The sequence below is a fragment of the Burkholderia sp. 4NA327C6 genome, from assembly GCF_005502655.1.
Lineage (GTDB): Bacteria > Pseudomonadota > Gammaproteobacteria > Burkholderiales > Burkholderiaceae > Burkholderia > Burkholderia contaminans.
The window spans coordinates 48,347-68,552 of sequence record NZ_SCNZ01000030.1; the positions used below are offsets into that span (position 1 = coordinate 48,347).

Sequence of the window (20,206 nt, forward strand, 5' to 3'; positions counted from 1 at the left end):
CAATCGCGCACGTATCGCGCCCATCACACCGACGCATGATCGACGCCGGAATCAGCGAAAGAACAACTCCCGCATCCCGAACGTGTGATGCGCTTCGGCCGCCATCAGCACCATGAGCACCAGCAGGCTCAGCGGCGGGATCAGGATCGCGTACACGAGCGCCAGCCGCTCCCACATCATGTGCATGAAGATCGACACGATCAGCCCGGCCTTCGCGATCATCAGCACGACGATCAGCGCCCAGCGGATCAGGCCCTGCACGTTGAAGTAGTCGACCAGGTACGACAACGTGCTCAGCACGAACAGCAGGCCCCAGATCTTCAGGTAGAGGCCGATCGGATGCTGCTGGCCGTGCGCGGCGTCGGGTCGATCGGCGGGATCGATGTGCTCCATGGCTGCCTCACCACAAATAGAACAGCGCGAAGATGAACACCCACACCAGGTCGACGAAGTGCCAGTACAGCCCGGCGATCTCGACGATCTGGAAGTTGCCGTGTTCGGTAAACCCCGGCTGCAGGATCTTGCGCGCGATCAGCAGCAGGTAGATCACGCCGCAGGTCACGTGAAAGCCGTGGAACCCGGTGATCGTGAAGAAGCACGCGCCGAACTGCGCGGCGCCCAGCGGGTTGCCCCACGGGCGGATGCCTTCACGGAAGATCAGGTTGCTCCATTCGAACGCCTGCAGCGACACGAAGGTCGCGCCCAGCAGCGCGGTGGTCAGCAACAGCGCGGCGGCGGGCCGTGCGTTGCGCCGGTAGCCGAAGTTGACGGCCATCGCCATCGTGCCGCTGCTGCTGATCAGCGTGAACGTCATGATCGCAATCAGCAGCAACGGCACTTCCACGCCGCCCACGCTGAGCCCGAACACTTTCGCGGTATCGGGCCACGGCGCGGTGGTCGACATGCGCACCGTCATGTAGCCGATCAGGAAGCTGCTGAAGACGAAGGTGTCCGACAGCAGGAAGATCCACATCATCGCCTTGCCCCACGGCACCCTGAAGGCTTCGCGGTCGGACGACCAGTCGGTGACGATGCCGCGCCAGCCGTCGGGCCGCGCATCGGCGTGCGGGCCCGCGGGCGATTCGGCTGCGGATTCGGTGTGGACGGTAGGCGCGGTCATGGCGCGGCTCCATACAACGGCCCGCAGATGGCGGCGACGATCCCCGGGGTCAACCACCACATCGCCGCCAGCAGCACGAGCCAGACCGCGAGCAGGAAATGCCAGTAGAGCGCGCACAGCGCGATGGCCCGTTGGGCCCGGAACGGATCCGCGCGCCGGAGCTGCTCGATCGTCACGCCCCACGCCGCCAGCCCGCCCAGCACATGCAATCCGTGCAGGCCGGTCAGCAGGTAGAGGAAACTGTCGGACGGATTGACGGTGACGGTCTGCCCGGCTGCCGACAGCACGTGCCACGCAATCAGTTGCCCGATCACGAACACGGCCGCCAGTATGCCGCCGGATACCAGCCACACCGCGCGGTACGGGCCTATCCGCCGGGCTCGCTGTAGCGCAATGCCGGCCAGCGCCAGCGCGCCGGTGTTCCACCACAACAGCGCCGGATGCGGGATCGGTTGCCAGTCGGGTTCGCGCATGCGCATCGCATAGGCGAGCAGCAGCAGCGAAAACAACGTCGTCGCAACCGCCATGAACACGACCAGGCCGGTGCGACCCGTATTCGGCAAGCCGGGTGGCGCATCGGGAACGAAGGGGCGCGGCAGCGTAGTCATTCGTGTGCCTCGCCCGGGTGCAGCGTCGGATGAGCCGCTTTGGCTTCAGGCGCCGTCGCCGGCGGCTGATTCTGCGGCACGAAGTCTTCTTCTTGCCGCGGTGGACTGTATTCGTATGCCCAGCGGTAGACGACGGGAAGCGTCGGCCCCCAGTTGCCGTGCACGGGCGGCGTCTGCGGCGTCTGCCATTCGAGCGTGGTGGCCCGCCACGGGTTGCCGTCCGCACGCCGGCCGTGCCCGAGGCTCCATGCGAGGTTGAACAGGAACAGCAACTGCGCCGCCGCGACGATCAGCGCGACGATCGTGATGAACGTGTTGAGCGTCTGCGCCGAATGCGGAATGAAGCTGTAGCCCTGATACGCGTAATACCGCCGCGGCATGCCCAGGATGCCGAGATAGTGCATCGGGAAATAGATCGCATAGGTGCCGACGAAGGTGATCCAGAAGTGCGCGCGACCGAGCGTGTCGTCGAGCATGCGGCCCGTCACCTTCGGGTACCAGTGATACAGGCCGCCGAACACCACGAGGATCGGCGACACGGCCATCACCATATGGAAGTGCGCGACCACGAAATACGTGTTCGACAGCGGGATGTCCACGCTCACGTTGCCGAGGTAGAGCCCGGTCAGCCCGCCCAGCACGAAGGTGCTGACGAAGCCGATCGCGAACAGCATCGGCACGGTCAGGTGGATGTCGCCGCGCCACAGCGTCAGCACCCAGTTGTAGACCTTGAGGGCGGTCGGGACGGCGATGATGAGCGTCGTGGTGGCGAAGAAGAAGCCGAAGTACGGATTCATGCCGGCGATGAACATGTGGTGCGCCCAGACCACGAAACTCAGCGCGCCGATGATGACGATGGCCCACACCATCATCCGGTAACCGAAGATGCTCTTGCGCGCATGCGTGCTGATGAGATCCGACGCGATGCCGAAGGCCGGCAGCGCGACGATGTAGACCTCTGGATGCCCGAAGAACCAGAACAGGTGCTGGAACAGCAACGGGCTGCCGCCGGCGTGCTTGAGCGTCTGCCCCATCGACACCACGGCCGGGATGAAGAAACTGGTGCCGAGCGTCCGGTCGAACAGCATCATCACCGCCGACACGAACAGCGCCGGAAACGCCAGCAGCGCCATGATGGTCGCGATGAAGATGCCCCACACCGTGAGCGGCATGCGCATCAGCGTCATGCCGCGCGTGCGCGCCTGCAGCGTGGTGGTCACGTAGTTCAGGCCGCCCATCGTGGCCGCGACGATGAAGATCGCCAGCGACACGAGCATCAGCACGATGCCCCATTCCACGCCCGGCGTGCCCGGCAGGATCGCCTGCGGCGGATACAGCGTCCAGCCCGCGCCGGTCGGCCCGCCCGGCACGAAGAAGCTCGCCACCAGCACCAGCACGGCCAGCAGGTAGACCCAGTAGCTCAGCATGTTGAGAAACGGAAACACCATGTCGCGCGCGCCGAGCATCAGCGGGATCAGGTAGTTGCCGAAGCCGCCGAGGAACAGCGCCGTCAGCAGGTAGATCACCATGATCATCCCGTGCATCGTGACGAACTGGTAGTAGTGGTTCGCGTCGATGAACGCAAACTTGCCCGGAAAGCCGAGCTGCAGCCGCATCAGGTCCGACAATACGAGGCCGACCAGGCCGATCGCGATGGCCGTCAGCGCGTACTGCACGGCGATGACCTTGTGGTCCTGGCTCCACACGTAGCGGGTCCAGAAGCTGTGCGGGACGTGGTCGGTGTGCGCGTAGGTCATGGCGTCTGCTCCGTCTGCTTCGTCCGTGCGGCTAGGGCTGGGCCGCGGTGCCGGCGGACGTCCCGCCTTGCGCCTTGATGTAGGCCACCAGTGCGGTCAGTTCCTGCTCGCTCAGGTCGAAGTGCGGCATGATCGGCGAGAAGCCCTTCACGACGCGGGCCGTCGGATTGCGAATGAACGCGCGCAGATAGGCCTCGTCGACCTTCGCGGTGCTGCCGTCGGCCATCGTTTCCGTCTTGCCGTACAGGCCCTTCCAGGTCGGGCCTACGAGCGGGCTGCCGTCCACGGTATGACAGGCGACGCAGCCCTTGGCCGCCGCGAGCGTCTTGCCCAGGTTGGCCAGCGCCTGCGCGCTGCCGCCTGCCGCGGCCGGTGCGGCCTGCACGTGGGCCATCTGCTGCTGCGCGAACGTGGTCTGCTGCGCGAGCCAGCGCGAGAACGCGGCTTCGTCTTCCACCACCACCACGCCGCGCATGCCGGAATGCCCGATTCCGCAGAGCTGCGCGCACAGGATGTCGTAGCGCCCTGCCTTGGTCGGCGTGAACCAGAAAGTGGTGACCATGCCCGGCACCATGTTCATCCGCGCGCGGAACGGCGGAACGTAGAAGTCGTGCAGCACGTCGCGCGACCGTGTCAGGACCTGGACCGGCCGGTTGAGCGGCAGGTGCACCTCGGGACTTTCGATCAGGTAGTTGTCACGGCCGTTGGGGTCGGCAGGGTTCAGGCCGAACGGGTTGTCGTTGCCGATGTAGCGCACGTCGGTCGTGCCCAGCTTGCCGCCGGGCCCGGCGAAGCGGAAGCGCCATTGCCATTGCTGGCCGAGCACTTCCATCTGCAGCACGTTGCGCGGCGGCCGGATGTAGTCCGCGTAGACGAACAGCCCCGGCGCCAGCAATGCCGCCACGCCGACGATGGTCAGGCCGATCAGCCACCATTCCAGTTTCCGGTTGTGCGGTTCGTAGGCCGCACGATGCCCGCTGCGGTGGCGATAGCGCACGAGGGCGACCACGATGAACAGGTTGATGGCGATGAAGAATGCGCCGGTGATGACGAGCGTGATCGTCAGCATGTCGTCCATGCGCACCCAGTTCGACGCGATCGGCGTGATCCACCACGGACTGGCAAAGTGAAACCCCACCGCCAACAGGATGATCAGGACCAGGGCAATCGCAAGGGCCATAGGCCGCCTCGCTGCATGTCACACGCCGGAGCCGCCGACACCAGGTTCCGCGTCTCCCGCGGGCGACGCGTGTTCACGGTCGGCGCGGCGGGAAACGCGACGGGTCAGTCGTCCATGTTCTGCTTGCGCAATCGCTCCAGCCTGCCGTAGGTGATGGCCGCAACCACGCCGAACAACAGGTTGGCCAGCAACGGCCCGGAACCGCGCTCGGAGACGAACCACGGAAACACGGCCGTCATCACGTAGAAGTTCCACCCGTACGCGACGATCCCGAACGCCAGCCCGATGGCGGCTTCCATGCCCACGCTCGAATCGAAGCGGAAAGGCGCCATGATCGCGGCAAGCATCATCCCCATGATCGCGCCGAGCACGTAGTGCAGCAGCAGCGCCATCGCCACGATTTCAAGGTTGAATTGCGTCATCTGGCCGAGCGCGCTGCGGCCCATCACCATCGCCGCGATCTTGTGGGTCGGTTGCCACGGGCTCGAGCCGAGCACCAGGGTCGACCAGACGAACTCCAGCGCGATCACCAGCGCGCCGCCCGCGAGGCCAGCCACGGCAGCGGCGACCCAGTCGGGCGACCGACGCTCCCAATGGTGCGATTGAATGTGCAGTTCCATACGGCCTCCTTGCCGACGGTTCGACGTTGGCACTTCGATTCCCAAGGCATCCCGCGCGTCCGGCCTGCGTCGCTTGCGCGATTCGGCATGGCCGACAGGATTGCCTGCGCAACGTGCGCACGCCCCGCTCCCCGCGCGGCTCGCGGCCGCGGCCGTGCGCTCGACGAAACGCGTCGATCGACGCGGTTGTCGGGCCAGCCGATTTGCTGTCGTGTGTCAGGGGAAGATCGGTGACGTAGGCTCGGCGCCCTCCAGGTCCGCCTTCGGAAAATGCTGGGCGACCATCTCTTCGATTTCCTGTTCTCGCAATGCCGGCACGTCGGCCATGATCAGGATCTGGCCTGCCTGGATAGCCTCGCGAAATCGCTGGAGTCGCGCGTTCGGCTCGGCGATGCCGATCATCGCGGCGGTCCACGCCCCGAAACCCGCGCCGGCCAACGTCAAGCCGACGACGGCGCCGCCCGCGATCACGAGCTCCGCCGGAGGAAAGACGAGCGCGACGAGGCCGATCAGCGCGCCGGCCGCCCCGCCGAGCGCGACACCGCGCTCGAGCGCATGCACGACGTCGCTGCTTTGCAGCAACGATGCTTCGGGTAACTGATCGAGTGTGACGCTGTGGTCGGCGAGAACGTGAATATGGCGCCAGGTGATGCGTGCGCGCAATAGATCGTCGACGATGGCCTTCGCCATCTGGGTATCGGGTACGAGGAAATAAAGGCGTCTCATGTTGGCACCCCTTTTCTTGCCATCAACGCGTCCAAGGGACTGCTTTATATTCTATGTCAGCATCGGCAACGTGCCAGGTGCATGCGGGCCACGGACGGGGTCGCATGCGAGCATTCGGCACGCGTGGCAGGGGTGGTTGAAGCTCGGTGGGGATCGCGGTCGATCGATGCGGGGGAACGGGACGTTCGCCCCCGAATGGCGCTATCCGCACTATCCGCGATTTCGCAACGGCGCCAGCAAGTCCCGCAGACCGTTGTGGTCGATCTCGTGCATCAGCGCGAGCTGCCGCCCGATTTCGCCGCGCGGAAACCCTTCGCGCGCCAGCCAGTTGAGGTAAGGCCCGGGCAGGTCGGCAAGCAACCGGCCCTTGTATTTCCCGAAGGGCATGACGACGGTGACGAGTTGTTCGAGGTCTGGATTTTGCATGCGGGTATTGTGCACGGCTTTTCGGTCCCGTCGCAGACCTCGCGAGAAGGGTTCAGCGAACCACCTGCGCCCCTTTTCTCGCCTGCTAGACTGGAATTCCCCCCTGCACACGATGGAGGGAATCATGATGTCCGTCTACGTCGTGAAGACCGGCGAGCAGTTCCTCTGCACCGCCGAGGATGGCGATATCGGCATGGCACCGGCCGTTGAGGATGCCACGTCGTTTGGTTCGTATGAAGAAGCTGAGAAGGCGGCGCACGTGCATGCCGACCCCGGATACGAAATCGTGGCCGTCTGCGTGATCAGGCACTGACAGGGCGCCCGGCGACGGGCGCCCTGCGCGCGTTCCCCCGGATGCGGCGCCGCAAGGAATCGGAGCGTCGTTGCGCCGCTTTTATCGTCTGGGCCCTTTCATGCCCTCCGACTCCATGGCCGCGTGCCACTCCTCATTCGCCTCGATCGGGTCCATCGCTTCGTCGACGGAGGCCGTCGCGCGCTCGGCGGCCGCTCTCGTCTCGTCTGCCGGAGAGGCGAAATCATCGTCGCCATCGCGATCGCCATCGCCGTCGCCCGGGGGATGCAGCATGTCCTTGAGCATCGCGCTCAGTTCCGACGTGTCCCATGGCAGCCCACGCCGAGTCCGATCCTTGATGTAGTGCCTCACTTCCGCGTCCTGCTCCACGGTCAGCGGCAGCCCTCGGAAGGTGCTTTTGGGGCCAGCGTCGATCATCGCATTCTCCTGTTTCTAGGGCATTTTCAGTGTACTCGCCCTTGGGAACGCGGGCGCCATAATTGCTGCGCGCTTGCGGCAGATCAGGCGGGCGGGCTCGACAGGCGAGCCGGTTCTTCGGAGGCGATGCACACCGTGAGCATCGATGATTTGAACGCCGGCATGGGCGGTGTTCGCGCTCGCGTCACCTGCCCACTGCGAAGCCGCTGGACTGGCGTGTTTTCCCCGATAACGATCAGTCTTCCTGCGCCAGCCGAAACAGGACGTCAGCGAGGGCACGAATCTTGGACTGTGCGGCTCGTTGGGATGGGTAGACGACGAAGTACGACAAGCCGTTTTGCGCCACGTCGGCAAAAGGCGTCGTCAGTGTCCCCGCCTGCAGGCGGTCCGTCGCCATCCGGGGATCGCCGATTGCCACTCCATGCCCTTCCGCCGCAGCGGAGAGCGTCAGTTCGAGGGTATCGAAAACGAGCCCACGGCTCGCGTCGATCTGCCGTGCTCCCACGCTTTCCAGCCAGCATCGCCATTCCTCGTGGCCGTGTCCGGGATGGAGCAATGTGACATGAGCAAGGTCGGCTGGCGAGCCGAGCGATGCGGCCATTTCGCTGGTACACATCGGCGTGAGTCGCTCCGCAAACAACGGCACCGCGTCCATACCCGGCCACTGCCCGGTTCCACGCACAACGATGGCGTCGACGTCGGGTGTCGTGAAATCCGGCGTGTCGTCCGCCGAGGTGGAGATGCGAAATTCTGTTCCGGGCAACGCGTGATTGATGTCCGTCAGCCGTGGAAGCAACCAGCGAAGCGCAAACGTGGATGGCAACCGCAGCGTGACGACAGGCGCTGCCTTGGCGTGAATGTCTGCGTGCTGAACGAGTTGCGTGAGAACGCTGACGGCCACGGTCAACAGTTCGCTTCCTTCCGCCGTCAGCGTCAACCCTGACGCATGGCGCACGAAAAGTGCACACCGGTAGTGCGATTCCAGTTGCTGGACCTGACGGCTCACCGCACCCTGCGTTCGACACAGGTGGTCGGCGGCCCTGCTGATGCTCCCGAGTTGCGCCGCGGCGACGAACGACTGGAACGCTGTCAGCGGCGGCAGCGGCCGTGTCAGGTCGCCCAATGGGTATGCATGGGTTGCATACCCGGGTTGCGGATTTTTCGATTGTTCGGTCATCGGGGCATCGCTATCTTGCCTGTACCGGATGCGCGCCCGTCCGAATGCGCGGCGTTGTCAACGAATGATCGGAGAAAAAAGATGGTCTCATCGTCGGAAGCACTATACACCCGGCAGGTTCGCAACTATCTCGCGGAGCTGGAGCGCGGCGATGTCGCGGCGATCTGTGCGTTGTTCACGCCGGACGCCCAGGTCTTCTCGCCGTTTCTCGGCTGGATGAACGCCGCGCCCTTCTTTGCGAAGGTCAATGCCGCGTCCGGGGCAAGCAAGATAACGCCCATCGACATCTGCGTCAGCACGACGGGGGCTCGACGGGCGACGGGTTACTTCGTCTATGACTGGGGGCTGAAAGATGGATCCGCGGTGCGTTTCGAGTGCGTCGATGTTTTCGAATTCGACGACGACGGGCGCATCGAGCGGATGATCATCGTCTACGACACCCATCCGATTCGCAGTACGGTGGGCGACAAATACGCGTGATCGACGCGCGGCACTTCCTGCGCGGCCGCGACAAGCCGCTCACCCGGAGGCTCCAATCCTTCTTCCCGTCAGAAACGTAGGGAATGCGAATCGACAACCGGCAAGCTATGCGTTCGCATCGGGGTGCTGGCTGTCGAAACTCCGCCTCGCTTGCCGGAAGCGATCCGCATTCTCGACGATCCAGGTCCACAGCGGGACCATGCGGACGAGCAGGTCCATGCCCGTGTCGGATAACTCGTATTCGACTCTAGGGGGCACTTCTTCGAAATCGTGACGGAGCACCAGGCCGTCACGTTCGAGTTGTCGTAACGTGCGCGTCAACATCCGCTGAGTCACCCCGTGCATGCGCCTGCCGATTTCGGCGTGGCGCAGCCTGCCGTACACGCCGAGCGTGTGGACGACACCGAGCGACCAACGGCTTCCGGCGTGTGCGAGCACCTCCCGCCGCAGCCCGTCATCGTCGTCTCGCAGGCCGTCGCACACGGCCTGCGAATATTGGAGAAGTTCGTCTCGATCCAACTATCTGGCTCCCAGTATCACGCGTGTACCTTCTTTCATCCACGTCCATGCGCCGCTAGACTGCGTGCAACGCATTCCTCAACAGGCTGAACGATGAACCAGACAGATCCTAACGCAACGTCTCAAAACATTCTCGTGCTCGGTGCAGGCGAACTCGGCCTCCCGGTGCTACGCCATCTGGCGCGTCGAGCGAAGGACATTGCAGGCGCGAAGATCAGCGTGCTGCTGCGCGCGAGCGCCGTCGAGTCCAGCGCACCGGCCAAGCGGCACGATATCGCGGAGATTCGGGATCTCGGGATCGAGATCGTCGTAGGCGATTTCGTGAAGCACTCGATCGATGAGCTCGCCGCCCTGTTCGCGCGATATGACACGGTGATCGGTTGCGCGGGCATTACAGCCGGAATCGACACGCCGATGAAGCTGGCGCGGGCTGCGTTGCAGGCGCGCATCCCGCGGTACTTCCCGTGGCAGTTCGGGGTCGATTTCGACGTGATCGGCCGCGGCAGTCCGCAGGACATCTTCGACGCGCAGCTGGACGTGCGCGAGTTGCTGCGCAGTCAGCACAAGACCGAGTGGGTCATCATCTCGACCGGCATGTTCATGAGCTACCTGTTCGAGCCGGAATTCGGTGTCGTCGACCTGCAGAACGATGCCGTCCACGCGCTGGGCAGCCTCGACACCGCCGTGACGCTGACGACGCCCGACGATATCGGTGCGCTGACTGCCGCGATCGTGTTCGCGCAGCCTCGTATCCGGAACGAGATCGTGTATCTGGCCGGCGATACCGTGACTTACGCGGAGGTTGCCGACAAGCTGCAAGCGGGCCTCGGCCGACCGTTCAGCCGTTCGGTGTGGAGCGAGCAGTATTTGCTGGATGAGCTGGCGCGCGACCCGAACAACATGATGCGCAAGTATCGTGCGGCTTTTGCTCAGGGGCGAGGCGTCGCATGGGACAAGCGTGGGACGTTCAACCAACGCCACGCCATTCCGGTCACCGACGTGGCATCGTGGATCAATGCAAACCTTGTTTCGGGCCACGGCGAGGCATCGTAAGTCCGGCCATCGAGGCAAACAGGATCGAGGCTCGTCCCTCCGAGCGCAAAACCCGACCCCGGCCGATGGTCGCTGCGCATCGCCTGACTCGACCGCCTGCGCCCCCGGACGGCACCGCTGACGCAAGCGAGCCGTCCATTCTCGACGGCCACGCCTGCGGCAAGCCGGTGGCGACGTCCTACTTCTGCAACGAGATTTCCACCCGGCGATTGCGCGCCCGCCCTTCGGCGGTCTCGTTCGATGCGGCCGGGTTGGTCTCTCCGTGCCCCGTCGCCGCGAACGAATCCGCCTTCAGCCCGTGCTCGCGCAGATACCCGGCGACGGCATCGGCGCGACGCTTCGACAGTGCCTGGTTGTGTGCATCCGAGCCGGTCGCGTCGGTATAACCGTCCACTTCCACACGCGAAAAATGCCTGTCCCCCTGCTGGTTCAGCAACGTGTCGAGCGCGGCGGTGGCGGCGGACGTCAGCACCGCGGAGTCGGTCGCGAAGTACGCATCGCCGGTCAGGCTCACCTTCTCGACCGCGGCGGGCGCGGGCGCAGCCGCCGCGGCGACCGGCGCGGGTGCCGCACCGCACTGGAACACGATCGAGTGCGGATCGGCGCCGTCGCGGTACGGCGTCGTGGAATCGACCCTGCGCACGGCCTCGTTGCCGCACATACGCGTCGCGACCTTCATGCAGGTATTGGCGCTCGACAGGATGCCGTGGCAGTCGACGCGGAACGTCCGGATGCCGTCGCGCGGCTGAAGTTCGTATGCGTTGTACGTCGGCCCCGATGCGCTCGAACAGGCCGCGAGGGAAACGACGGACGCCAGCAGTGCAAGATGAATGTTTTTCACTTGATTACTCCGAAAATGCCAGGGGCGCAGCGCGGGCGGCGCAATGGCGCAGCCGCATCCGCGTGCGTTTGCGTTCAGCGCGGTCCGCTCCGGCAATGCGTGCCGGAACGAACCGCAGCGCGCGATTACTTCCACTGATACAGCATGCCCGCGCCGACGACGCGCTGGCTGCCGGCGAAGCCGCCGTTCAGCGTCGCCTTCAGGTTTTCCGTGACACGCGCCTGCACGCCGACCGCCATGGCCTTCTGCCCCTGGAACGTCGCCGTGCCGACCCCCATCGCGAAGTTCGAGTCGCGGTCCATGTGCGGGATCGACGCCATCGCGGCGGTGGCCGCGATCCCCTCGCGTGCCATCGAATCGGTCTGCTGGATCTGCTGCTGCATCTGCGTGAGCTGGTTGTTGACCGTGTTCAGCGACTGCGTGAACTGGTTCGACACCGCGTTCAGCTGGTTCACGTTCACCGCATCCGTGCCCTGCGTACCGGCCGCGACGTTGACCACCTGGCGCGCCGAATCCGCCGAACCGACCGCGACGACGTTCGAGCGCCCGCCGTCGTTGCTGCCCGTGCCGATCGCGGTCGAATTGTTGCCCGACGCCGTCGAGCCCACGCCGAAGGCAGTGGAACCGTTGCCCGATGCGAGCGAGTTGTTGCCGACCGCCGTGCTGTTCGAGCCCGATGCCACCGCCCCCGAACCACCCGCCGACGAATTCGCGCCGGTCGAGCCCGGCGGCACGTTCGTGCCGCTCGGGTTCGTCGTGTACTGGCCGCCGAGGTTGGTCGTGCGCTGGTCGATCAGCGTCGTCAGCTGGTTCGCGACCGAGTCGAGCTGCGACACGTTCACCGCGTCCGTGCCGTTCTTGCCGGCCGCGAGGCCCGTGATCTGCCGGTTGCCGATGTTCACTTCGCCGGCCGACGATTGCGGACTGCTCAGGCCGTACGCAACGTAGTTCGTCAGCGCGCCGACCGTCGTGAGCGAACCGGCGCCCAATGCCACGCTGTTCGCGAACGTCGCGGACGCCCCGGCGCCCAGCGCGAGCGCATCGGTTGCGTTGCCGAGCGCGCCGGAACCCAGCGCGACGCTGCCCACGCTGACCGCCTTCGCATTGGCGCCTTGCGCGACCGACTGCGCGCCCAGTGCCGTCGCGCCGCTGCCGAGCGCGATCGCGTCGGCCTGCGCGGAACTCGCCGCCTGCCCGATCGCAACGCCGCCAGGGGCGGTCTGGTCGACGATCGCGCCGTTGCCGATGCCCACGCCATTGTCGCCGTTGACGACCGACGTCGGTCCCACCGCGACCGATTCCGCGCCGACGGCGAGCGAATCGGCCGCCGTCGAATTCGCGTGGAAATACTTCTGGCCCGTGACCGCGAACGATTGCAACGCGCCGGCCAGCTGCCGCACGGTCACCGCATCCTGCTGCCCGGTGCCGTCCGCGACGTTGGTGATCTGGCGATACGTCTTGCCGGTTGCGTCGCCGACCGAAACCGCGCCGAGCAGCGTCTGGTCCGTCGTGTTGAACGGGATCGATGCGGTGCCGTTGCGGAGGATGCCCGACGCCGGCGTCGTCGCGCGGTCGGAGACCGACCCCGCACCGAGCGCGATGCTGCCGTCCACCTTCGAGATCGCATTCGGGCCGATCGCGACGCTGTCGAGCCCGACGGCCTGGCTGTCCGGCGCGGTCGAGTTCGCGTGGAAATACTTGATGCCGTGCGCGTTGATGTTGTCGATCGCCGAGCCGACGTTGTTGTTGATCGTCGTCGAGCCGTCGCTGTTGTACGTCACGTACGACGGGGCCGAAATCGTGCCGGTCGTCGGATCGTAGGTGGCCCCGCCGCCGATCGCGCCCGCCGTGCTGTTGCCGAGGTTGGTGTTGTTGTTGGCGATCGAGCTGAGGCCGGTGGACAGCGAGCTGATGCCCGTCGACGTCGCGGTGGACAGCGAAGTCAGGTTGCTGTTGGTGCTCGACAGCCCGGTGGACAGCGAACCGACGGTCGTCGAGGTCGACGTCGACAGCGACGCGATCGAGCTCGTCGTCGAACTGAGCCCGGTCGACAGCGAACCGATGCTCGTCGAGGTCGCGGTCGACAGCGACGTGACGGTGCTGTTCGTCGTGCTCAGGCCGGTGGACAGCGAGCCGACCACCGTCGAGGTGGACGTCGACAGCGACGTGATCGAACTGTTCGTCGAACTCAAACCGGTGGACAGCGAGCTGATGCCCGTCGACGTCGAAGTCGATAGCGACGTCACCGTGCTGTTCGTCGAACTCAGGCCGGTGGACAGCGAGCTGATGCCCGTCGACGTCGAAGTCGACAACGACGTCACCGTGCTGTTCGTCGAACTCAGGCCGGTGGACAGCGAGCTGATGCCCGTCGACGTCGAAGTCGACAACGACGTCACCGTGCTATTGGTCGAGCTCAATCCCGTCGACAACGAGCTGATCCCTGTCGAAGCCGACGTGGAAAGCGACGTGATCGAGCTGTTGGCCGACGACAACCCGGTCGACAGCGACGACACCCCCGTCGACAAAGAACTGACACTCGACGCCGTGGAAGTCGACAGCGAATTCACCGCCTGATTCGTCGCATCGAGCTGCGACCCGTTGATCGCATCCGTGCTCGCCGAACTGATGCGCCCGGCCGCGACGTTGGTGATCTGTCGCTCGGTACCCGCTGCGCCGACGCTGACGACGCTGGTCGGATTCGTGCCGTTGAACGTGTACGTCACGCCGCCGATCGTCGCGCTGGCGGTCGGGTTCGGCGCGGCCGTCGTCGAGCCCGAGCCGAGCGCGACGTCGCCTGCATTGTTTGCCACGGCCGACGCGCCGAACGCCAGCGCACCGGCCGCCGCGGCCGTCGACGTGTTGCCGAGCGCGACCGAACCGGTGCCCTGCGCGATGTTCGAATTGCCGATGGCGACCGCGCCGTTGCCGTTCGCCGTGTTGTTCGCCCCGGCCGTGACCGCACCGGTGCCGATCGCGGTGCTCGGGTCGCCGATCGCCACCGCACCGTTGCCGCTGACCGTCTGCCCCAGGCCCAGCGCGACGGCGCCACTGCCGCCCAGCACCTTCGAGTTGTTGCCGCCGGCAATCGAGCCCGCTCCCGCCGCTGCCGCGACCGAGTTGCTGTCGCCGATCGCCACTGTGGAACCCGCCGCCGCGACGCTGTTGATGCCGATGGCCGTCGCATTTGTGGCCGACGCCGTCGCACCGGGCCCCAATGCGCTCGCCGACACGCCGGTCGCACGGGCAAGATTACCGACCGCGGTCGCGAACTGCTGCGTCGCGGTCGACTGCACACCCATCGCGATCGAGCTGACCCCCGACGCGTTCGCGTTCAGGCCGACGGCCATCGCGCTATCGGCGCCGGCCGTCGTGGCCGAACCCAGCGCGATCGAACTGGTGCCCAGAGACTGCGTGCCCGAGCCCGGTACACCGGCTGTCCCGCCCCAGCCGATCGCAATCGACGACGTGCCCTTCGCACCGCTGTTCACCCCCATCGCCACGCCCGAATTGCCGGAAGCCAGCGCGCCGCTGCCCACGGCAACGGCGGCTGCGCCCGAGCTAGTCGATTGATTGCCGAGGGCCACCGAGCCCGTAAGGTCCGCATGCGACGCATAGCCGAGCGCGACGCTTTGCGCGCCGGCGGCACTCGCCCCAAGGCCGAGCGCGGCCGCGTACTGGCCGGAAGCCAGCGCATTGTTGCCGAGCCCGATGGCGGACACTCCGGTCGCGGCCGCGCCGCTGCCCATCGCCACCGCGCCGCTTTGCGTCGCACTCGACAGGTTGCCGATGGCAACCGAGTAGTCGCCCGAACCGATCGCCTGCACGCCCATCGACGTGCTGTTGACGCCCGTTGCCTGCGCGTTGATGCCGACGGCCGTCGAAGCGTCGCCCATCGCATGCGCACCCGGGCCGAGGGCAGTGGCCGATACGCCCTGCGCTGTCGACAGATTGCCCAACGCGGTGGAATTCGTCTGCGCGGCGCTCGACCCGACGCCGATCGAGATCGACGAGACACCGCCGGTAGCCGAGCCACCATCCGGCTGGTACTGCGCATGCGCACCGGCATGGAACAGCGCGAGATACGCGGACGCCATCAGCAGGGTGAGCCGCCTGAGCGACGGAGCCGCTCCTTCGGCGGCACGCTCCGCCGTGCCACGCGACGACGCAACGCGCTTTCCGCGTGCCCGATCAAGCTCCGAAGCCGCAACCCAGGCTCCCAGTGCTTCGTTCCAGATCGACTTGAACGTCTTGTTCATCTTGTCTTCCCTCGGTTCTCATGTGCTGGATGACGCAACGGCGAACACGGCGACCGGCGAGAACACCCTCTGTACGTTCCCGTCCGCCTCGCGACGCCCCGCAACTCACTTTGGATCACTAACTAAACAGCCGGGTAATGCTGCACGACACGCGCGATGGACATCGCGATCACGCGATCGCGCGCCGGCCGTGCCGGTCGACACGATGCGAGGCGACGATCGCCGCTTATCGAATCACGGAAGCCGACGCGGCAAGCCCGACAGGCCGGCGCTGGGCGTGCAGTTCATTCGCGCACGCGCGCGCCGTCGCGCCGAACCCGCGACGACCTCGAATCTCATGGGAAAGCGTCATTCAGACGCCGGATAGGCGAAAAGCCGGCCCGCACCCGGGGGCGGCCCGCCGTGTTTCATTCAGGAGGAGGAGGATGGCGCCGTGCGATCCCCGGGACTGAAGCATGCGCGGCCGGTTCGTGCGAACCGGTGCGTTGGCCTGTCATGCCTGTTGTGCTCATCGTTTTCGTACCCGCCTGATTCGAGAGCGCGCCGCGCGCGACCGTCCCCCGATGGATCGAACCCTCGGACGGCCCACGCGCAGCCACTCACCCTTTTCCGTCCGGCATTCAAACGCTTTTCCGGAATTCCGGAAAGCATCGACGACTTGCCTGACGACCCCTGCACCGAATTAATCGATCGAATTTCCTTGAAAATTTCGTCTCGATAGGTGCCCCACACCCCAACTGCATTCCAGAACTCACCGATTTCTCTTATATCGCTACGTATTCGGTGAACAATGAAATTTGCATCACCCTCGTGCCAGTTATTTGTTCGCCGCTGCCATCCCATATCCTGGAATGGAACATCGGTCAATGTCTCATTGGTATCGCATGCATCGGAATAAAATTTCGGCATGTGATCCGCGCGATCCCGACCGTTTCAAAGAACCGATTCCAGCCGCGCCGGGGCTAGTTTGCTGGCATCCGCCAGAACGAACCTTTTCCTGAGCGGAAAAATCCTTTTCCGGAGCGGACAGCATTTACATTCATACATTCCAACAAAAAATGCGATTTCGCGACTAACATGATTCCGACCGGACATCGAGAAAAAATTAATCAGGAGACCAACGATTTCTTCATTCTCTTTACATAGAAGGTGTCGGCTAATGAACGTACGTCGAACTGATTCCCCATCCCTGGCAATTCAAATTATTCCAAATTAATCCGGCAATAAAGACCGATTATTAAATTCCGGTTCGGCATGTTTTTCCACTTCCGTTTCTTCCGGCCGGACGCCGTGGCGGCAAACACGCAACACGGCACCGCACAAGCCCCCACGTGCCGCACGGAATCCTCACAATGTGACCTGTCGTCGGCATATAATTTTTCGCAACAATCGCGCAGACCGCGATGCACATCATCTGACCGGCCACCCTTCCAACGCTTCCGCAACCATGTCATCCCGCTCGTCCAGTCCGGCGTCGCCTCGTCCCACGCCGGATCTTGCTGACGCACATATTCTTGTCGTCGACGATCGCCCGAACGACTTGCGGCTTCTCACGGAAATCCTGCGTGCCGCACGGTGCCGGATCAGTGTCGCGTTCGACGGGCTGCAGGCGTATCACCGTGCCCAGGCGATCGCGCCCGACCTGATCCTGATGGATGTCCGCATGCCGCGCATGGACGGCTTCGCCGCGTGCCGGCTGCTGGCGTCGACGCCTTCGACGCAATCGATCCCGGTCATCATCCTGACGGCCGCGGGCGATCTCGAGGATCGCATCGCGGGGCTCGAAACCGGCGCGATCGACTACATCATCAAGCCGTTCGAGCCGACCGAAGTGCTGGCCCGGATCCGCAATCACCTGAAACGCGCGCGGCGCAGCCAGCCGTTCGCGCATCTGCCCGAGCTGCCCGACAACCCGGATGCGGCCCTCGTGCGCGCGGCGTCCGAGGTCCTGCTGCGCGACCTGCGCCATCCGCCGGCGCTCGAGGCGCTCGCCAGACAGGTCGGTACGCACGAGAAGCGCCTGTCCCGCGTATTCCGCGATCATCTCGGCCAGACCGTGTTCGAATATCTGCGCGACACGCGCCTGCGCGCCGCGATGCACTTCCTCGCGGAGACGTCGATGGGGATCGGCGACATCGCCGAGGAAATCGGCTTTTCCACGCCCGGCAACTTCGCCACCGCCTTCCGCGAACGCTTCGGCATCACGCCGTCCGACTGGCGGCGCCAGCGCCATGCGGTCAATGCCCCGCCCGCCACGCCCGGGGCGCACCATCACGATGATTAGGCGCCACGCGGCATGGGCATCCGGATGTCGCGCGGTGCTGCTGTTTCTGCTCGCGATGGCCGTCATGTGCGCGACGGCGCGCGCCGCGTCGGCGCCGAACCCCGCGCAACTGGACGCCGTGTCGGTATTCGAGGACGCGAGCACGACGATGTCCGCCGATCAGGTGGCCGCGCGGCTCGCCGATCCGGCGCATGGCACGCCGGTGGCCGGCACGTCGTCGTTCAACGTCGAGTTCTCGCGATCGGCGTGGTGGATCCGCGCGACGCTGACCAACCGCGACAACGCCGCGCGGCCGCTGGTGCTGGTGATTCGCGACGCCCGCGTCGACCGGGCGGACTTCTATATAGCCCGCAACGGCCGGTGGGCACTCGACAGCCGCTTCCCGGCCGCCGGCCCCGGCGGTGATGCTGCCGCGCCATCGTCGCGCTACCCGGCACTCGACGTCACGCTGAGCGCCGGCGAAAGCGTCCCCATGCTCATCCGCGTCACGTCGCGCAAGGAAATGCGGCTCGCGCCGGCTGCGTTCACGCGTGCGGCGTGGGATGCGCTGGAACGACGCGCGACGATGTGGGACTTCGGCTTCTTCGGTGGGCTGCTCGCGCTGATGTGGTGCGCGCTGCTGATCGGGTTCTTTTCGCGCAGCAGCGTGTTTCACGTGCTGGCCGCGGTCGCACTGGGCACGACGCTGTTCGAAGCGGCTTACCGCGGCTATCTGGCGATGGCGTTGCCGCCTGCGCTGCGTGAATGGTCGGCGCGCGGCGAAGTGATCTTCGCGTACCTGGCGGTTTCCTGCTTCTTCCTCTTCATCCTCATGGTCGCCCGGCGCGAGCAGGCGAAGCTGCCGATGCGCGCGATCTACATGGCATTCATTGCGCTCGAAGGTGTCGGCATGATCGGCGCCGCCTGCGGCGACCTGCTGACGTTCACGTGGTTCTGCCTGCGGCTGAACGCGTTGACCGCGATCGTCAACATCAGCCTCGCGCTGCTGCTCGCGATCCGCCGGACGCCGACCGGCCGCGTGATGCTGATCGCCATCGCGATCGCCACCTTCAACATGCTGATCCGCGTGCTCGACGGCATGAACGCGCTGCCGGCGGCGCTCGCCTGGCTGAAATCCGACATCTTCCCGAACCCCGTCATCCCGATCGTCGGGCTCGCCACGCACCTGCTGGTGCTGGCCGCGTGGATCCATCACGTCGGCCGCCAGCGCACCGAGGCCAGGAAGCGGCTCGAGCACTGGCAACTCACCGAACAGGATCGCCTGCGCGACGAAGTCGCACGACGCACGCTCGCGCTCAACGACGCGCTGCAACAGGTGACGACCCACATGCAGCAGAAGATCGAGACGCTCGGCTACGTCAGCCACGACCTGCGCGCGCCGCTGTCCACGATCAACGGCTACGCGAAGCTGCTGTTGCAAGGCGCGACGCGCGGGCAGGCGCGGCTGATCCGGTCGATCGACCGCAGCATCCGCTACCAGCTCACGCTGATCGACGAACTGCTCGCGTTCACGAAGGCCGAGCTGCAGCCGCTCGGCGTGACGCCGGACGCCACCGACCTGCCCGGCCTGCTCGACGACATCGGCCACTATGCGGTCGCGCTGTGCGCGCAACAGGACAACCGTTTCGTCTACCGGCCGGCCACGCCGCTGCCGCGCACGGTGTCGGTCGACGGCATGCGGCTGCAGCAGGTGCTGCTCAACCTGCTGTCCAACGCATCGAAGTTCACGCGCGACGGCACGGTCACGCTGTCGATTCATGCCGCGCGCGAAGGCGACACCTGGCGCCTGCTGTTCGAAGTAGCCGATACGGGCATCGGGATCGACATCAGCGGAAACCGCGACATCTTCCGCGCGTACCAGCAGGTGCAGGCCGTGAACGGCGGCACCGGGCTCGGCCTGTTCATCGCGCAGCGCATCGTCGGCGCGATGGGGGGCGAGCTGGCCGTCGCCAGCCAGCCGGGCGTCGGCACGGCATTCTCGTTCGCGATCGTCGCGCCGGCCGTCGGGCAGGCGCTCGTGCCGGTGTCGGAGCTCGTCCGGCGGTTCCATCCGGACGGCGAGGCCGAGCCGGACGCCCCCGCGCCCACGACGCCGTGCCCGCCCGACGATGCGCTCGACCGGTTGATCCTGCTGGCCGACAACGGGCAGCTGACCGATATCGAGGAATGGCTCGGCCCGTATGCGGACGAGCCGGATTACGCGGCCTTCGTGCGGGACGTGCGCGAACACCTCGATGCGCTCGATCTGGACGCGATCGGGAAACTGGCCGGCTCGCTGAAACATGCGCGCCGCGCCGCGACGACGTTCGACGCCGAAGCCGACGCAGCCGGATCGGCCTGACAGCAAAGGCCACCGCGTCGCACGCGCGCCGATCGGGCACCGGCGGGCCGCCGGATGCGGCAGCCCGCGCATCGGCACCGCCCGCCGT

Annotated in this window: 18 protein-coding genes; 5 read left to right on the plus strand and 13 right to left on the minus strand. The window is 65.7% G+C overall.

Translation table 11 applies throughout. The features are described 5' to 3' along the window. Positions 1-51: 51 nt before the first annotated feature. The 8 genes from FFS49_RS26675 to FFS49_RS26710 all read right to left on the minus strand — a co-directional run bounded on the left by FFS49_RS26675 (position 52) and on the right by FFS49_RS26710 (position 6,437). Positions 52-393, minus strand: coding sequence for a cytochrome C oxidase subunit IV family protein (locus FFS49_RS26675; protein WP_105817686.1), 342 nt, complete (start codon positions 391-393; stop codon positions 52-54). 7 nt (positions 394-400) lie between these two features. After that, complete coding sequence (locus tag FFS49_RS26680) at positions 401-1,120, minus strand: heme-copper oxidase subunit III family protein (protein ID WP_105817687.1); 720 nt, start codon at positions 1,118-1,120, stop codon at positions 401-403. After that, positions 1,117-1,728: a cytochrome c oxidase subunit 3 gene (locus FFS49_RS26685; RefSeq protein ID WP_105817688.1), complete on the minus strand. Its 612-nt coding sequence runs from the start codon at positions 1,726-1,728 to the stop codon at positions 1,117-1,119. Before FFS49_RS26685 ends, FFS49_RS26680 begins: the two co-directional genes overlap by 4 nt. Further along, entirely contained in the window at positions 1,725-3,485 is a 1,761-nt protein-coding gene (ctaD, locus tag FFS49_RS26690) for a cytochrome c oxidase subunit I (protein ID WP_105817689.1), read from the minus strand. Before ctaD ends, FFS49_RS26685 begins: the two co-directional genes overlap by 4 nt. A gap of 31 nt (positions 3,486-3,516) precedes the next feature. Further along, a complete protein-coding gene (locus FFS49_RS26695; RefSeq protein WP_137909927.1) occupies positions 3,517-4,665 on the minus strand; it encodes a cytochrome c oxidase subunit II in 1,149 nt (382 codons plus the stop codon). Positions 4,666-4,769: 104 nt separating this feature from the next. Further along, on the minus strand, positions 4,770-5,285 hold the full coding sequence (locus tag FFS49_RS26700) for a hypothetical protein (protein WP_039355680.1): 516 nt from the start codon (positions 5,283-5,285) through the stop codon (positions 4,770-4,772). Positions 5,286-5,501: 216 nt separating this feature from the next. Next, positions 5,502-6,011: a hypothetical protein gene (locus tag FFS49_RS26705; protein ID WP_039355682.1), complete on the minus strand. Its 510-nt coding sequence runs from the start codon at positions 6,009-6,011 to the stop codon at positions 5,502-5,504. A 210-nt stretch (positions 6,012-6,221) separates the two neighbouring features. Further along, positions 6,222-6,437: a DUF3820 family protein gene (locus tag FFS49_RS26710; protein ID WP_105817691.1), complete on the minus strand. Its 216-nt coding sequence runs from the start codon at positions 6,435-6,437 to the stop codon at positions 6,222-6,224. Positions 6,438-6,561: 124 nt separating this feature from the next. Here FFS49_RS26710 and FFS49_RS26715 point away from each other — a divergent pair, with 124 nt between their 5' ends. After that, positions 6,562-6,750: a hypothetical protein gene (locus FFS49_RS26715; protein WP_039355684.1), complete on the plus strand. Its 189-nt coding sequence runs from the start codon at positions 6,562-6,564 to the stop codon at positions 6,748-6,750. An 81-nt stretch (positions 6,751-6,831) separates the two neighbouring features. Here FFS49_RS26715 and FFS49_RS26720 read toward each other — a convergent pair whose 3' ends face one another. Next, positions 6,832-7,167 carry a hypothetical protein gene (locus FFS49_RS26720; protein WP_039355686.1) on the minus strand — a complete coding sequence of 112 codons (336 nt, stop codon included), beginning with the start codon at positions 7,165-7,167 and terminating at the stop codon, positions 6,832-6,834. Between the two features lie 235 nt (positions 7,168-7,402). Then, the gene (locus FFS49_RS26725; protein ID WP_105817692.1) at positions 7,403-8,344 is read right to left on the minus strand and encodes a LysR substrate-binding domain-containing protein; all 942 of its coding nucleotides are present in this window, start codon (positions 8,342-8,344) and stop codon (positions 7,403-7,405) included. Positions 8,345-8,425: 81 nt separating this feature from the next. Between FFS49_RS26725 and FFS49_RS26730 the strand changes: the two genes are divergently transcribed. Continuing rightward, entirely contained in the window at positions 8,426-8,824 is a 399-nt protein-coding gene (locus FFS49_RS26730) for a nuclear transport factor 2 family protein (protein ID WP_039355689.1), read from the plus strand. Positions 8,825-8,929: 105 nt separating this feature from the next. Here the strand turns inward: FFS49_RS26730 and FFS49_RS26735 are convergent, their stop codons facing one another. Further along, the gene (locus tag FFS49_RS26735) at positions 8,930-9,343 is read right to left on the minus strand and encodes a helix-turn-helix domain-containing protein (protein ID WP_105817693.1); all 414 of its coding nucleotides are present in this window, start codon (positions 9,341-9,343) and stop codon (positions 8,930-8,932) included. Positions 9,344-9,436: 93 nt separating this feature from the next. Here FFS49_RS26735 and FFS49_RS26740 point away from each other — a divergent pair, with 93 nt between their 5' ends. Next, entirely contained in the window at positions 9,437-10,396 is a 960-nt protein-coding gene (locus FFS49_RS26740) for an aromatic alcohol reductase (RefSeq protein ID WP_105817694.1), read from the plus strand. A 178-nt stretch (positions 10,397-10,574) separates the two neighbouring features. Here FFS49_RS26740 and FFS49_RS26745 read toward each other — a convergent pair whose 3' ends face one another. Together FFS49_RS26745 and FFS49_RS42985 are read right to left on the minus strand one after the other, a co-directional pair. Beyond that, the gene (locus FFS49_RS26745; RefSeq protein ID WP_105817695.1) at positions 10,575-11,237 is read right to left on the minus strand and encodes an OmpA family protein; all 663 of its coding nucleotides are present in this window, start codon (positions 11,235-11,237) and stop codon (positions 10,575-10,577) included. A gap of 125 nt (positions 11,238-11,362) precedes the next feature. After that, positions 11,363-15,493 (minus strand): YadA-like family protein, encoded by a 4,131-nt coding sequence (locus FFS49_RS42985; protein WP_137909928.1) that lies wholly within the window; start codon positions 15,491-15,493, stop codon positions 11,363-11,365. A 1,447-nt stretch (positions 15,494-16,940) separates the two neighbouring features. Between FFS49_RS42985 and FFS49_RS26755 the strand changes: the two genes are divergently transcribed. Both FFS49_RS26755 and FFS49_RS26760 read left to right on the plus strand, forming a co-directional pair. After that, positions 16,941-17,777 (plus strand): response regulator, encoded by an 837-nt coding sequence (locus FFS49_RS26755; protein WP_105817697.1) that lies wholly within the window; start codon positions 16,941-16,943, stop codon positions 17,775-17,777. Further along, entirely contained in the window at positions 17,770-20,118 is a 2,349-nt protein-coding gene (locus FFS49_RS26760) for a sensor histidine kinase (protein WP_105817698.1), read from the plus strand. The genes FFS49_RS26755 and FFS49_RS26760 overlap by 8 nt, the downstream gene beginning before the upstream one ends. Positions 20,119-20,206: the final 88 nt, after the last annotated feature.

Bases quoted from the DNA above. Each gene is read 5' to 3' on its own strand.
- FFS49_RS26695 (WP_137909927.1), bottom strand. From the start codon at position 4,665: ATGGCCCTTGCGATTGCCCTGGTCCTGATCATCCTGTTGGCGGTGGGG.
- FFS49_RS26675 (WP_105817686.1), bottom strand. From the start codon at position 393: ATGGAGCACATCGATCCCGCCGATCGACCCGACGCCGCGCACGGCCAG.
- FFS49_RS26720 (WP_039355686.1), bottom strand. From the start codon at position 7,167: ATGATCGACGCTGGCCCCAAAAGCACCTTCCGAGGGCTGCCGCTGACC.
- FFS49_RS26740 (WP_105817694.1), top strand. From the start codon at position 9,437: ATGAACCAGACAGATCCTAACGCAACGTCTCAAAACATTCTCGTGCTC.
- FFS49_RS26715 (WP_039355684.1), top strand. From the start codon at position 6,562: ATGATGTCCGTCTACGTCGTGAAGACCGGCGAGCAGTTCCTCTGCACC.
- FFS49_RS26730 (WP_039355689.1), top strand. From the start codon at position 8,426: ATGGTCTCATCGTCGGAAGCACTATACACCCGGCAGGTTCGCAACTAT.
- FFS49_RS26685 (WP_105817688.1), bottom strand. From the start codon at position 1,728: ATGACTACGCTGCCGCGCCCCTTCGTTCCCGATGCGCCACCCGGCTTG.
- FFS49_RS26725 (WP_105817692.1), bottom strand. From the start codon at position 8,344: ATGACCGAACAATCGAAAAATCCGCAACCCGGGTATGCAACCCATGCA.
- FFS49_RS26705 (WP_039355682.1), bottom strand. From the start codon at position 6,011: ATGAGACGCCTTTATTTCCTCGTACCCGATACCCAGATGGCGAAGGCC.
- FFS49_RS26700 (WP_039355680.1), bottom strand. From the start codon at position 5,285: ATGGAACTGCACATTCAATCGCACCATTGGGAGCGTCGGTCGCCCGAC.
- FFS49_RS42985 (WP_137909928.1), bottom strand. From the start codon at position 15,493: ATGAACAAGACGTTCAAGTCGATCTGGAACGAAGCACTGGGAGCCTGG.
- ctaD (WP_105817689.1), bottom strand. From the start codon at position 3,485: ATGACCTACGCGCACACCGACCACGTCCCGCACAGCTTCTGGACCCGC.
- FFS49_RS26755 (WP_105817697.1), top strand. From the start codon at position 16,941: ATGTCATCCCGCTCGTCCAGTCCGGCGTCGCCTCGTCCCACGCCGGAT.
- FFS49_RS26710 (WP_105817691.1), bottom strand. From the start codon at position 6,437: ATGCAAAATCCAGACCTCGAACAACTCGTCACCGTCGTCATGCCCTTC.
- FFS49_RS26680 (WP_105817687.1), bottom strand. From the start codon at position 1,120: ATGACCGCGCCTACCGTCCACACCGAATCCGCAGCCGAATCGCCCGCG.
- FFS49_RS26760 (WP_105817698.1), top strand. From the start codon at position 17,770: ATGATTAGGCGCCACGCGGCATGGGCATCCGGATGTCGCGCGGTGCTG.